The organism is Acinetobacter soli, from assembly GCF_000760595.1.
Taxonomy (GTDB): Bacteria; Pseudomonadota; Gammaproteobacteria; order Pseudomonadales; family Moraxellaceae; genus Acinetobacter; species Acinetobacter soli.
The window spans coordinates 1-13,117 of the sequence record NZ_BBNM01000012.1 but is presented as its reverse complement, the minus strand read 5'-3'; the positions used below and the strand labels follow the sequence as shown (position 1 = coordinate 13,117).

Here is a 13,117-nt window from a genome sequence, read left to right as displayed (position 1 = left end):
GCACATGAAATTCACTTTATTGTTTGCAGACAAACCGTTGAGCACCGCACTCATCGTACTTTGTTTTGTGGTACTTTTAGTTCTACCTTGGTTGCATCTGGCACCTGTTGATTCTGCTTTTTATTTGTCTGCGTACTGGGTCACACTGATTGGCAAAATTATGTGTTTGGCACTGGTGGCACTTGCACTCGACCTTGTTTGGGGCTATGCCGGAATTTTAAGTTTGGGGCATGGTCTTTACTTTGCACTGGGCGGTTATGCTTTTGGTATGTACCTTATGCGTGAGTCGGCTGGTGATGGATTGCCCGATTTCATGCGTTTTTTAAGCTGGAATGAATTGCCATGGTTTTGGTTGGGCACCGAGCATTTTATCTGGGCGCTGCTATTGGTGGTTTTAGTCCCTGGTGTGATTGCGTTTGTATTTGGATTTTTTGCATTTCGCTCAAAAATTAAAGGGGTATATTTTTCAATCATTACTCAGGCCATGACCTTTGCTGCAGCATTATTGTTTTTTCGAAATGAAACAGGCTTTGGCGGTAATAATGGCTTTACTGGATTCAAAACGATCTTAGGTTTCGACATTACTTCAGCACCTACACGCGCCAGTTTGTGTTGTATGACTGCACTGATACTCATGTTGTGTTTTATTGGCTTACGTAGCTTGATGAATCGTCCTTATGGGCGGGTATTAGGTGCAATTCGGGACAGCGAAAACCGCTTGCAATATTTAGGTTATCGTACGCTTTGGTACAAACTTTCGGCATGGGTGTTATCGGCCGTGATCGCTGGAATAGCAGGCGCGCTTTACGTCCCACAGGCTGGAATTATTAATCCGAGCGAAATGAACCCTGTCAACTCCATTGAAATGGCCGTTTGGGTGGCTGCAGGCGGGCGTGGAACGCTAATTGGACCAATATTGGGAGCAGGGCTGATTAATGCAGTTAAAACATACTTTACCGTGGCTGCTCCAGAGTATTGGTTACTTATTTTGGGTGGTTTATTTATTGTAGTGACCTTATTTCTGCCAAAAGGTGTGGTGGGGTTGTTTGACCGCTTTAAAAGGGAGAAAAATTAAATGAGCGAAGTGCAATTCGAAACACCACCGCATGGCGGACAATATGGCGAAGGATACGGCAGGACTAAGGTTCAGGGTGCAGATTTTAGTCATGGTATTGCGCTCTATCTTGAAAATGTCAGTGTCTGGTTTGATTCCTTTAGAGCCTTAAACGATCTGTCTTTATACATCAATGAAGGCGAGCTACGCTGCATTATTGGCCCAAATGGTGCGGGAAAAACAACACTGATGGATGTCATTACTGGCAAAACTCGTCCTACTCAAGGTACTGCATTTTTCGGTCAAAACTATAATTTAGCCAAAATGACCACGGAGCAAATTGCTGAGGCTGGAATCGGCCGTAAATTTCAAAAACCGACAGTATTTGAAAATTTTAGCGTGATGGAAAATTTACTGTTGGCAGCACCGAAAGATAAAACTGTAAAACGGAGTTTTTTCGCAAAATTGTCCTCTGAAACTCAAGTGGCTTTGGAGCAAACACTCGAACAAATTCGATTAAAGGACTTTCGCCATAAAACTGCGGGATTACTTTCACACGGTCAGAAGCAGTGGCTTGAAATTGGAATGCTGCTAATGCAGCAGCCAAAACTGATTTTATTAGATGAACCCGTTGCGGGTATGACCGATGCAGAAACTGAGCGTACTGCGGAGCTTTGTTTGGAGCTCAAAAAGCAACATACCTTGATTGTGGTGGAACATGATATGAGTTTTATCGATACGATCAGTGAAAAAGTGACCGTACTGGCTCAAGGCGCTATTTTAGCAGAAGGAACATTGGCAGAGGTACAAGCCAATGAAGACGTTATTGAAAAATATCTAGGTCGATAGGATAGACACATGCTCGATATTCAACAAATCAATCAGTTTTATGGTGGCAGCCATATTTTGCGCGATGTTTCATTGAGTGCAGCGTGTGGACAATGCAGTGTCGTGCTGGGGCGAAATGGAGTGGGCAAAACTACCTTGTTAAAATGTCTGATGGGATTACTGCCGATTAAATCTGGGCAGATTATTTTGGATGGTAAGGATATCTCAAAACTGTCGCCCGAACAGCGTGTACGAGCTGGCCTTGCATATGTTCCGCAAGGGCGAGATATATTTTCAACGCTTTCCGTTGAAGAAAATATCCTCATTGGAATGGCTAAATTTTCAGGTATTAAAACTAAAAAGGTGCCAAGCTCTTTATACGAGTTGTTTCCAGTTTTAGAGGAGATGAAACATCGCCGTGGTGGAGATCTCTCCGGTGGGCAACAGCAGCAACTGGCAATTGCAAGAGCATTGGCATCTGAACCTCGTATCTTGATTTTGGATGAGCCAACAGAGGGAATTCAGCCATCAATTATTAAAGACATCGCCAAAGTAATTCAACACCTGACACAAAAGGGTGATATGGGAATTATTCTGGTCGAGCAGTTTTATGATTTTGCTGAAGAGTTAGCCGATACGTATACCGTGATGGCACGTGGACACATTATTGCATCTGGACGTGGAGATGAAATGTCTGAAAAAGGAATTAAGGAGCTGGTCGCGATCTAGGTTTAAGAGTGGCTAGATAGTGTTACAGCACCTATTTTTCGCTTTTTAGCTACATAGACTGACACTTTATTAGCAGTTGCGTAACTTATGTTGATCTAAAATTACAGTTGTATATGAATGGGTTGTAGATTGACAGTCTCTTTGCAGTATTTCGGGTATAGCTCGAATTCTCTATGCTATAAAAAAGGCTCAAATGTTCTCAAACCTTATAAGGATCAAGACAAAATGAGTCTTTCTGAAAAAATAATAACTGTCAAAGATCAACATGGTAATGAGCGCGAAGTTGCTGCACTGTGCGCCTCAGCACGATCAGAGCCAGAATTAGACCATGGTTCTTCACATATGGTTCATGCTGTGAAATTGATCTTTATTGATGGACATCAAGTAGAAGTAGATGCTGAAGGCAAATTTTATCACCCCGATACACGTATTGAGTACTCGGTTTAGTTCATGAGTGTTCAAAGAAAAATCTGAGTAACCAACTGAACCGATATTTAATAGTGTTTCAGTGAGAGCATACTCATTATAACCAACAACATGATAAGGAAGACTTAATATGATCGATGAAGAAAAGCCTCTTGATTTTGATGATGACAGTGAACCTCACGATTTTGAAGATGAAGAGTACTTAGACGACAAAAAAGAAGATGAATTGTATAATACCATTACCAAAGATGGTTCAAGTGTCGATCCCGCAGATGATGGAGAACGTCACCAACGACCTGAAGACGGTGATCCTATTGAAATAGAAGACACTTAATATTATAAATAAAGCCCAATCAAAAATTGGGCTTTATTTATAATAGATTTGAACCCGATCAAATATGACGCGACTTCGTAAAAATATGAAAGTTGTTCCAGTACTACGACAATGGACGACCGAGCAAGACGGTTTCCTGATTGAACATGCAGATCTTGCAATATCGGAATTGATTCAACTACTGCCGTATACAGAAGAAGAAATCAAAGCCCGTAAAAAAGTATTGGGCTTACTAAAGCGTGAAAGACAATTCCGAAAGATCATGACCTAGTAAAAAAAGAATCTATCAATGTGATGAAATCAAGATTCTTAAATATAGGTATGTTTGCTTTGTTATCGCGTGTTAAAAAATTTGGTCATCTAAATCCAATCTGTACAATGTGAAAACTTTGATTACTGTAGAAGTGTTTTTTGGTTACTTAATGAACAATATAGAATTAGAACTCACATGGATATATACATAGGTTGTCGATAAATTAAAGATAAGCAAACGTATTGGCAGACTTAAACATGAAACTATTCGATATGTTCACCGGGAATTCAAAAGAAAAAAATAGATCAGGTTTTTCAAAAGTAGAATTTGATCAGATCGTTCGTAAAGCTGTTGTAAGCAGTTTTATAGTCAAAAAGAAGTAAGTTGATTAAAGCATCGTCATACTTTTTGATGAAATAAAAATCTGGGCTAGAAATACTCTAGCTCAGATTCATGATATTGATTTGAGTAGATACGAGAAACAATACCAGTAATGTTTCAAATGGATTTGATTTCAGTCAGTACAAATATATCAACTTTTGCTATGATTGATCTTGTAAAAACGCAAGATAAAGCAATCACATGCAAGCACTCACAATACAGACTAAACTTGGCGGATTTTACTTTTTCTATTACGCCATAGTGGGTACATTCATGCCGTATTGGAGCTTGTATCTTCAAGATCAGGGCTTCAATTATCAAGAAATTGGAATTCTATCTTCAATCGCGATCATCACACGTTTTTTTGCACCGTTCATTTGGGGATGGGTAGCAGATAAAACGGGCAAACGAATGTTATTGGTACGAATCGCAACTTGGATGGAAGCATGTATTTGGTTTACGATTTTTTTAATTTCAAAAAGTCTTCAATCGATTGCCTTACTCATGCTGATTTTCAGTTTTTTTCAAAATGCAATCTTGGCGCAGTTCGAAGGCGTTACTTTATTTTGGCTAGGAGACAAGCGCGCCGAACTATACGGTAAAATTCGAAAATGGGGATCTATCGGGTTCATTAGCAGCGTATTTGGTATAGGGGCATTATTAGAAATTATTCCCGTTTCAATGCTGCCAATTTTACTACTCTGTATTTCCTTTCTTGCGTTTATCTGGTCATTTCAAATTAAAGAACCAACAAAGGCACCAACAGCCCAGCGGCAACTAGAACCTTTATGGCCAATTTTAAAGCGACCTAGTGTCATGGCTTTTTTTGCTATCGAATTTATTATGCTGTTCTCACACGCGCCATTTTATAGTTTTTACAGTAATTTTTTAAAAGAAGCAGGGTATAGCACCACACAAATTGGTACTTTGTGGGCCATAGGCGTGTTATCAGAAATTATCATGTTTGCCTGTGCACACACATTATTGGCGCGTTATTCAATGCGCATTTTGGTATCGGTGTGTCTTGTTATGACCAGTATTCGATGGATACTTGCTGGATATATGGTCGAGCATTTTTGGGGGCAATTGCTCGCCCAGACGATGCATGCCTTTAGTTTTGGTTTATTTCATTTGCTGGCAATGCGGTTGGTTTTTAGTCATTTTACCGCAGGTCAGCAAGGTCGGGGGCAAGCACTGTATAGCACCATGTGGGGCTTGGGGGTGGCTTCTGGTAGTTTATTGGCAGGTCACTTTTGGCAGACGTTAACTGCGCCGGTGATTTTTTTATGTGCTGGTTTATTGGTTTTATTGGGGCTTGGTTTTGTAAAATGGTTGCCCACGCAAGGTGCACAACCATCTTAATTCATCGATTAAACAGCTATTACACCGCGTCGTTTACAGCGTGCGCAAGAGATTTCATATCGGTACCTGAAGGTGCCTGATAAATTTTCAAGCCAAATTCAGGTGTAATAGCCAGTAAGTGATCAAAAATATCAGATTGAATGGCCTCATAAGCATTCCATGCGGTTGTGTTGGTAAACGCATAAATCTCAAGTGGAATCCCTTCACTAGTCGGTTGAAGCTGACGCACGATTAAAGATTGATTCTGTGCAATTCCACTGTGTTGCTTCAGATAAAATTCAATATATGCGCGAAACGTACCTAAGTTCGTTAAACGCCGCTGGTTATACACTGATTGATTACTCAGTTGCTCATTAAATGATGTAATTTCAGATTTTTTTAGATCAAGATATTGATTCAGTAAAATAAAGCTTTTGAGTTTGTCTTGTTCTTTTTCCGACATAAAGTGAATACTGCTTTGATCGATAAATAAAGAGCGTTTAATGCGACGACAGCCAGATTCACTCATACCGCGCCAGTTTTTAAAGGTATCTGTGATGAGCTTATTGGTAGGAATTGTTGTAAAGGTCTTATCGAAGTTTTGTACGGTCACCGTATGTAATGACATATCAATGACATCGCCATCCGCATTGAGTGAAGGCATCTCAATCCAGTCACCAATACGTACCATGTCATAAGATGAGATTTGTACACTCGCGACCAATGACAAAATCGTATTTTGAAAAACCAACATGAGCACCGTTGCCATGGCACCAAAGCCGGCCAATAAGGTGAACACATCTTTTTTTAAGAAAGTTCCCAAAACCATTAAAGCACAGACAATGAAGATCATGAGTTTGATCAGCTGCAAATAGCCTTTAATGGGTTTATTTTTAGAATTAGGATTACGCTGATAAGCCAGATTGAAAATATTTAAAAATTCACTAATCGCAAGCGCAATGGTTAAAAAGATAAATGCCTGTGCGCCCATTTGTACCAAAGTAATCATTTTACTGGACAAGTGAGGAACACTACTGATCCCGTTCATAATCACGATAGCGGGAACAATATTTGAAATGCGTCTAATCACGCTATGCTGGGCAAAAAGGGACTGGTTAATAAACTTTAGCTTACTAATTGCTTTTCGAACGCCGCGAACCACAATTTGTTTTGCTATAAAGTTTGCCAAAACGGCAAAAAAAATCAGGATAGCAATCGAACACAGCATCTCAAGCCATGGATATTGGCCGATCCAGTTTTGTATTTCTCTTATATATTGTAAAAAATTCAAACCTCTACACCCATGCTTAGTGAAAGAGTATAGTGTAAAGGCTTGATATTTAAGATGTTCGTATTGCTACTTTTTTTGTACGTTTTATTAATAAAACCATACATGCCCAATACATGCGGTTAAATTTACTTCAATTTCTTACCACATCAAATCATCAGGAATCACATAATCCGCATATGGATCTTCTTCATCTGTAGCCTGATCATTTTTCTGTGAATGATTTACCAAGATAAAGCCTTCCAGTTTCTGATCAATTTTATCTGCCAATGGTTTTGGTAAGTATGCATAACTGTCTTGATCTTTTGCAATGACCAATGAACCAGAAACTAATGCATTATAAACTTGCTGTGAAACATACACTTTTTTAATCTTGTTCTGATCAATAAACTGATAAGCCACATCTCCTGATGTATCTTTGATTTTATGTTGTTTGATCATTTGTACAATCGAAGCAAGCAACGCTTTTTGTTCAAGTACCTTCTGTTTCTCTTGATTTAAACTCTGGTCTTTTTGTAATTTTTCAAGCTGAGCTCGTTCAATATTGGCTTTCAGTTCTGCTTCATTACTTTGACCAGTTCGATGCTCATGCTTTGCCTGCTTGGTGAGTTTGTTCGCTTTTTTGTTATCGACCAAACCTGCTTTTAAAAGCTGAGCTTGAAGCGCATTTTTTACCATAATGACAATCCAAAATTTAACTGTGTCGTTTTAAATGTTCATAGCTCAAAAACCAATAAACTGCGCTGAGCAATACCGTAAGTAGTGCTGGTAGCAAGAAGGTATTCATGAGCCAATGCGAATAGGCTATTGTAGCAATGACGCCACCAAGAAAAAATCCGAGTACGATTAAAAGATGCAAGATTACACGACGTCTATCTGCGGGTAGGCCTTTTGCTTTGTAGCCCAGTGATAAACCTAGATCAGTGAGTACTCCAGACAGATGTGTAGTGCGTATAATGGCCCCTTTATAATGACTCATCATGGCGTTTTGAACACCCATAGCTATCGACGACCAGAGCAGACCAAGATGAGGATTGTATCTGACCGTCAGCCAAGTTAATACCAACAATAAGGCCACTAAATTTAAAGTTAAACCATAACGACGATGAAATGATAATGGGGTATTACCTAGAATAAAACCACTACAAAACGAACCCATCAGAAAGCTAATAACGATCAAAAACAAATACAGCATGGTATGTGGCTGCCATTTTACGAGATCAATCGCAAGCATGCTGATATTGCCTGTCATATGTGAGACAGATTGATGAATGACTGTGATAAGTGCCAATACGTTAATTGTGCCGGCATTAAGTGCCAGCACAAAAACAATACATTGAATCCAGTTCGGTAAACTTTGAAGTGGCATAAAAAACATCAAATACAAATCAACAATTTGAATGTATTATGATTTTGAAGCCTGATCAACTGCAATAACAAACAACACATCTGTAGATGAATTTAGGGCCGTTTCAGTTGAATCTTGAAGTACGCTAATAACCATACCGATTGCAACGACTTGCATTGCAATATCTGAAGATATACCAAATAAGCTACATGCGACTGGTACTAACAGTAGGGAACCACCTGCCACACCCGACGCACCACATGCTGAAACACTCGCTACAACGCATAAAATCATCATGGTCCAAATATCAACATGAATACCTAAAGTATTCACTGTTGCAAGTGTGAGTACCGTAATGGTAATTGCTGCACCACACATGTTAATTGTAGAACCAAGAGGAATAACGACGTTGGTCGTCGACTCATCGACACCACAGCGTCGTGCAAGATCCAAATTGACCGGAATATTTGCGGCTGAGCTTCTTGTGAAAAAAGCAGTAATTCCACTTTCGCGTAAGCATTTAAAGACCAATGGATACGGATTGCGCTTGGTGACACATGCCACAAGGAAAGGATTCACTACCAGTGCGACAAAGAACATCGCTCCGAGTAAAACAGCCAATAAATGCGAGTAGCTTTTTAGTGTTTCCATACCTGAGTTGGCAAAAGTCACTGCAACAAGACCAAAAATACCCAGTGGTGCAAAGCTAATGACCAAATGAATCACTTTACCAATCGCGTCGGCAGAATCTTGTAAAAATGTTTTGGTGGTTTGACTACTATGACGAAACGCTGTACCCAAAATAATTGCCCAAGCTAAAATACCAATAAAGTTAGCTTCACTCAAAGCAACTACTGGGTTAGCAACAAAGCTAAGCATTAGGTTTTTTAAGACATCTGATAAACTACCCGGTGGCTGAAATGCTTGATCACCATGTGAAGCTAGCACCAAAGTAGTCGGGAAAAGCAAATCGGCAATCACTGCTGAAAAAGCAGCCAACAACATACTTATCACATAAAGTGCAATAATTGGTTTGATGTTCTTAGCACTCTGCCCAGTCTCGAAATTGGTAATTGAAGAAATTACTAAAATAAATACCAAGATAGGTGCTACAGCTTTCAAAGCCTTGATGAAAATTTCACCAAATATGCTCAAATAAGGCGTAACGTCTGGAAATAGAAACGCAACAAGGAATCCCAAGATTATGGCAATAAAAATCTTGGTCACAAGACTCAAGCGAAAAAATTTAGAAAACATAAAGCGCAGCCTACAAGCTTTATCGGCCAGAAGAAAATAAGGCTGCTATTTTATACATAACTAAAAAAAATCCTAAATGTTTTTTAAAAAAATGATGGGTTTTCAGGCGTTATGATATTTTTTAAGCGATTTAAAAGAAAAAATACTTATTTAGGACAGTAAAGTTGATACAACGTAGATAGTAAATTGATCATTTTTTCATCCTTAATTGAATAAAAAATTTGTTTACCATCGCGTCTAGTGTTCACCGTACCGCTCTTACGCAGCATCATTAATTGCTGCGAAAGCGTAGGCTGTAAAATATTGGTGCATTCTTCAATTTGAGACACGTTGAGTTCTGAATTTGCCAAATGGCATAAAATCAGGAGCCGATCTGTATTTGCAAGAGACTTCAAAATTGTCACGACATCATCGGCAGCATCTCGCATGGTTTCAATTTGGAGTCTTTGGTTCATTCAATCACCCACATTTTTTCTGAGAAACATTATAAATGAAAGCAAAGTATGATAGATATATTTCTGGTTAAATAGCGTGTAAGAATTGATAATATGAATAAATCTTATAAAAAACTGAATTTTATTCATCAAAACAATGAGTAAAATTCAACATCCAGACTTATTTTTACGTTACAATACAAAAAACAGACAAGTCTGTATAAAAGAATAATAATAAGTGTAAATTTAAATTTACACAAATCGGTTGGCTGCTAATGATTATTTTGGTGGTTAATTGGGAAACTTCAGACGCAGGCGTGAGATATAAAAAGAATAATACTCACGCTAAATTTTTTAAGCGCAGGTTTGCTCAAATTTAATCAATCGCTGTACGCGTGACCAGTATTCCTCAATTTTAACCGAATTGCGCTCAATTAAGGCTTGCATGGTCATGCCATCTAAAATATTGATGAGTAGATTCGCGAGTTGTCCTGGGTTTTGTATGTCCAGCTCAGTGAGTAGGGTCGTGATGAGTTCAGTCAGCCATTCTTTGTACTCAGTTGCAGGTTTGATCGTAGAAGGATAGATCTTAAAAATCTCCTCCACAGCTTTTTGAAACATACAGCCATTAAAATCTTCGGTTTCGAACCATGCCGAATACCAGAGATAGATTGCTCTGATTTTACTTAGAGGATCGTTATCATCACAACCATTGATCGTTGCATTCAGAGAAGCTTGCAAATTTTGATTACGTTGATTCAAACATTCTTCAATTAACTTTGCCTTAGAAGGAAAGTATTTGTAGAAAGTCATTTTTGCAACACCAGACTCAAGAATGATCCGATCAATCCCGACTGAGTTATAGCTATGGGAATTAAAAAGACGCAAGGCGGTATTAATAATGTCATCTTTTTTCGACATGTTTAGAGGTTCCTGCCAAAGACATGTATGTACTCAAAAAATGCAATTTCGAGGTTTTTTTCATGGGAAATGAAATGATGAAAAATCCGTTTAAGTCTACACTTGAAAGAGCATAGTAAAATCTGAATAAAGTCTAACAGAATCAAATAGTATTTATAAGTAGGACTTTTGGCAAAGTTTAATAAGATTTTGTACTGATCGAAGAACAATTGATCTGTAAAATTAATATAAAGTTTCATAAATAAACTTTGAATAAATGTTATATTTATGTAGATTAATGTTTCAAAATATCTTTAACACACAGGTGTTTCTGTGTACAGAATAGACAGTTGACGATGAACAAGTTCTCATTCACCCAATCAGAAAATGCACGCACTGAAGCATTAAATTTCGTCAAAAACTCCCTAACATTAGATCAATGGAACCTTCATCAAGCACAGATTCAATTGCTTAAACAAAGCGTTGAACAGCATGCATTATTCCAACATCCCATATTAAATCAGCTGCAAAGTTCTACGCTTAGCCTTCATCATTTAAAAACAATTCATTTAAACTACTTTGTTGCAATCGTAAAAATATTTACAGATGCGCTGAGTATGCTCATTTTTGATGCGCATACTTTGGAAAAAAACCAAAATATTAAAACTGATATGCGAGTGAAAGCAAAAGTTTATGCTCGTTATTTATTGTCCTTAAACCTGATTGATGAATTAGGATTTAATACACTAGATTTGGCATTGAGTTCGCCTAGCAAAGCACACCTTACCTATTTTTTACAGCTTCTAGAAGCATTGTCTTTAGATATAAATGACCTTACGCAGACTGTTTCACAGGCACATCGAGTAAGCGATTATATCTCGTCACATTTTCATGATTATCAAGCCTTATTACTAATCTTAGCGATTACCGAACAGCAGGTCATTGTTTATAGTGAAGCGCTTTCTATTAATGTGGCGAAATTTGATCCGAAATTTTCATCTGGTTACTATGAGTGTCATGGGGTAGTGGGCTGTGGTCATAGTCTTGCAAATGACGATAATCATGAAGATGATATTTGGATGTTATTAACACAAGCGCTAGATACATCACGCACGGATGGACTAAGCGCTATAACCCATGAATTTCTGGATATCTGGCATGATTTCTGGGAAAGCATGTATGTCGCTTGATTCTGGGTTTTAAAGTTTAGAATAAACCGAATATTGAGTGAATTAAATAGATATACAAATCTGTATAGAAAATCACATTAAATCTGCGTAAAATTCAACATAAGTATGAGTTTTACTGATAATAACAATGTCGATTAATTTATTTGGCGTATTAGAACGCTTGGGATTAGGCGCACAGCAACGCGCCTTGCATGTGACCTTCTCAGATCCCGCCCTGAACAGTCAGGTGTATTTACAACGTATACAGGGACAGCAGCAGATCAATCAGGGCAGTACTGCCGAGCTGCTGTGCTTCAGCACGCACGCACAGATTTCCCTCAAACAATTTATCGGCTGTCAGGTTGCCGTCGATCAGGTGCACCGATACCGGCCAGCTGTATCGCACCAGTGGATCATCACCGCTGCCAAACAAGCACAAAGCGATGGTGCACTGACCAGTTATACCCTGACCCTGCAAGACCCGACCGCACTGTGGCACAAACGCCGCAACAGCCGCGTGTTTATGAACAAAAGCGTGCGCGAGATCAGTGAGCTGCTGTTTAGAGAATGGCAAACGAAAAGCCCGCTGTTTGCCGCCAGCCTGACGCTCGATACCTCAGGCTTAAACCGAGACTATGACATCCGGCCATTTAGCATGCAGGCCAACGAAACCGACTACGACTACCTGACCCGACTGTGGCGTAGCGAAGGCATCAACTGGCTGATCGATGAAGCAGCCCTGACCGTCCCGACGATGAATACGCCGATACAGGCGCAAGTACTGCGTCTGATTGACGACAACCAGCATTACACTGCCTTAAGCAGACAAGTCATACATTACCAACGCAGCAGTGCCACCGAACCCTACGATACCCTGACACAGGTACAAGCCGAGCGGTCCCTGCAACCCACATCGGTCTATACCCAGCGCTGGCAAGCCGATGCCTTACAACAAGAAGAAGGCAGTGGCAGTGTGCAAAGCACCCAGCAACACAGTCAGCAACACGACAATGCCAGCCTGAATCTGGAAGATGCCTGGCACATCACACCGGCATGGATTGCTGATCTAGAACAACAAGATCAGGCCACCGCATCCGGCAACCCTCAGCTGGAACAGCTCAACCAGCAGATCAATGCCTATCACCACCTACAGAGCAAACAATTCAGCGCCCGTGGAAGCGTACGCGATGCACAGGTCGGCTACTGGTTTCAGCTCGAAGGCCATCCCGAACTGATCCAGCACAGCGCAGACGAGCGCCAGATGATCATTGTGGGCAAACACTACAGCAATCAAAACAACCTGCCCAAAGAACTACAACAACAGCTCAACTACAACGTACCCGAACAACGCCACCACAGCGAACTGACCTTGGTT

Annotated in this window: 15 protein-coding genes; 9 read left to right on the top strand and 6 right to left on the bottom strand. The window is 39.7% G+C overall.

Annotated elements, in window-relative coordinates:
- Positions 1 to 4 precede the first annotated feature (4 nt).
- The 7 genes from urtC to Aso01_RS13045 all read left to right on the top strand — a co-directional run bounded on the left by urtC (position 5) and on the right by Aso01_RS13045 (position 5,367).
- Positions 5 to 1,075 carry an urea ABC transporter permease subunit UrtC gene (urtC, locus tag Aso01_RS13075; RefSeq protein ID WP_004937608.1) on the top strand — a complete coding sequence of 357 codons (1,071 nt, stop codon included), beginning with the start codon at positions 5 to 7 and terminating at the stop codon, positions 1,073 to 1,075.
- The gene (gene urtD / locus Aso01_RS13070; RefSeq protein WP_004937605.1) at positions 1,076 to 1,903 is read left to right on the top strand and encodes an urea ABC transporter ATP-binding protein UrtD; all 828 of its coding nucleotides are present in this window, start codon (positions 1,076 to 1,078) and stop codon (positions 1,901 to 1,903) included.
- Between the two features lie 9 nt (positions 1,904 to 1,912).
- Positions 1,913 to 2,611 carry an urea ABC transporter ATP-binding subunit UrtE gene (gene urtE / locus Aso01_RS13065; RefSeq protein ID WP_004937603.1) on the top strand — a complete coding sequence of 233 codons (699 nt, stop codon included), beginning with the start codon at positions 1,913 to 1,915 and terminating at the stop codon, positions 2,609 to 2,611.
- 225 nt (positions 2,612 to 2,836) lie between these two features.
- Entirely contained in the window at positions 2,837 to 3,058 is a 222-nt protein-coding gene (locus Aso01_RS13060; RefSeq protein ID WP_004937601.1) for a hypothetical protein, read from the top strand.
- Between the two features lie 109 nt (positions 3,059 to 3,167).
- Positions 3,168 to 3,371 carry a hypothetical protein gene (locus tag Aso01_RS13055; protein WP_004937599.1) on the top strand — a complete coding sequence of 68 codons (204 nt, stop codon included), beginning with the start codon at positions 3,168 to 3,170 and terminating at the stop codon, positions 3,369 to 3,371.
- A 64-nt stretch (positions 3,372 to 3,435) separates the two neighbouring features.
- Positions 3,436 to 3,642: a hypothetical protein gene (locus tag Aso01_RS13050; protein ID WP_004937598.1), complete on the top strand. Its 207-nt coding sequence runs from the start codon at positions 3,436 to 3,438 to the stop codon at positions 3,640 to 3,642.
- Positions 3,643 to 4,206: 564 nt separating this feature from the next.
- Positions 4,207 to 5,367: an MFS transporter gene (locus Aso01_RS13045; protein WP_004937595.1), complete on the top strand. Its 1,161-nt coding sequence runs from the start codon at positions 4,207 to 4,209 to the stop codon at positions 5,365 to 5,367.
- A 19-nt stretch (positions 5,368 to 5,386) separates the two neighbouring features.
- Here the strand turns inward: Aso01_RS13045 and Aso01_RS13040 are convergent, their stop codons facing one another.
- The 6 genes from Aso01_RS13040 to Aso01_RS13015 form a co-directional block, all read right to left on the bottom strand.
- Positions 5,387 to 6,637 (bottom strand): mechanosensitive ion channel family protein, encoded by a 1,251-nt coding sequence (locus Aso01_RS13040; RefSeq protein WP_025094608.1) that lies wholly within the window; start codon positions 6,635 to 6,637, stop codon positions 5,387 to 5,389.
- A 138-nt stretch (positions 6,638 to 6,775) separates the two neighbouring features.
- The gene (locus tag Aso01_RS13035) at positions 6,776 to 7,312 is read right to left on the bottom strand and encodes a DUF2058 domain-containing protein (RefSeq protein ID WP_004937591.1); all 537 of its coding nucleotides are present in this window, start codon (positions 7,310 to 7,312) and stop codon (positions 6,776 to 6,778) included.
- 16 nt (positions 7,313 to 7,328) lie between these two features.
- Entirely contained in the window at positions 7,329 to 8,003 is a 675-nt protein-coding gene (locus Aso01_RS13030) for a YoaK family protein (protein ID WP_039909931.1), read from the bottom strand.
- 36 nt (positions 8,004 to 8,039) lie between these two features.
- The gene (gene sstT / locus Aso01_RS13025; protein ID WP_004937588.1) at positions 8,040 to 9,239 is read right to left on the bottom strand and encodes a serine/threonine transporter SstT; all 1,200 of its coding nucleotides are present in this window, start codon (positions 9,237 to 9,239) and stop codon (positions 8,040 to 8,042) included.
- A 146-nt stretch (positions 9,240 to 9,385) separates the two neighbouring features.
- Positions 9,386 to 9,694 (bottom strand): ArsR/SmtB family transcription factor, encoded by a 309-nt coding sequence (locus tag Aso01_RS13020; protein WP_004937585.1) that lies wholly within the window; start codon positions 9,692 to 9,694, stop codon positions 9,386 to 9,388.
- Positions 9,695 to 10,027: 333 nt separating this feature from the next.
- Positions 10,028 to 10,594: a TetR/AcrR family transcriptional regulator gene (locus tag Aso01_RS13015; protein ID WP_004937582.1), complete on the bottom strand. Its 567-nt coding sequence runs from the start codon at positions 10,592 to 10,594 to the stop codon at positions 10,028 to 10,030.
- 335 nt (positions 10,595 to 10,929) lie between these two features.
- Between Aso01_RS13015 and Aso01_RS13010 the strand changes: the two genes are divergently transcribed.
- A complete protein-coding gene (locus Aso01_RS13010; RefSeq protein ID WP_004937576.1) occupies positions 10,930 to 11,763 on the top strand; it encodes a hypothetical protein in 834 nt (277 codons plus the stop codon).
- Positions 11,764 to 11,890: 127 nt separating this feature from the next.
- Positions 11,891 to 13,117 (top strand): phage late control D family protein (locus Aso01_RS13005; RefSeq protein WP_042065511.1); only part of this gene is annotated, 1,227 nt, incomplete at its 3' end.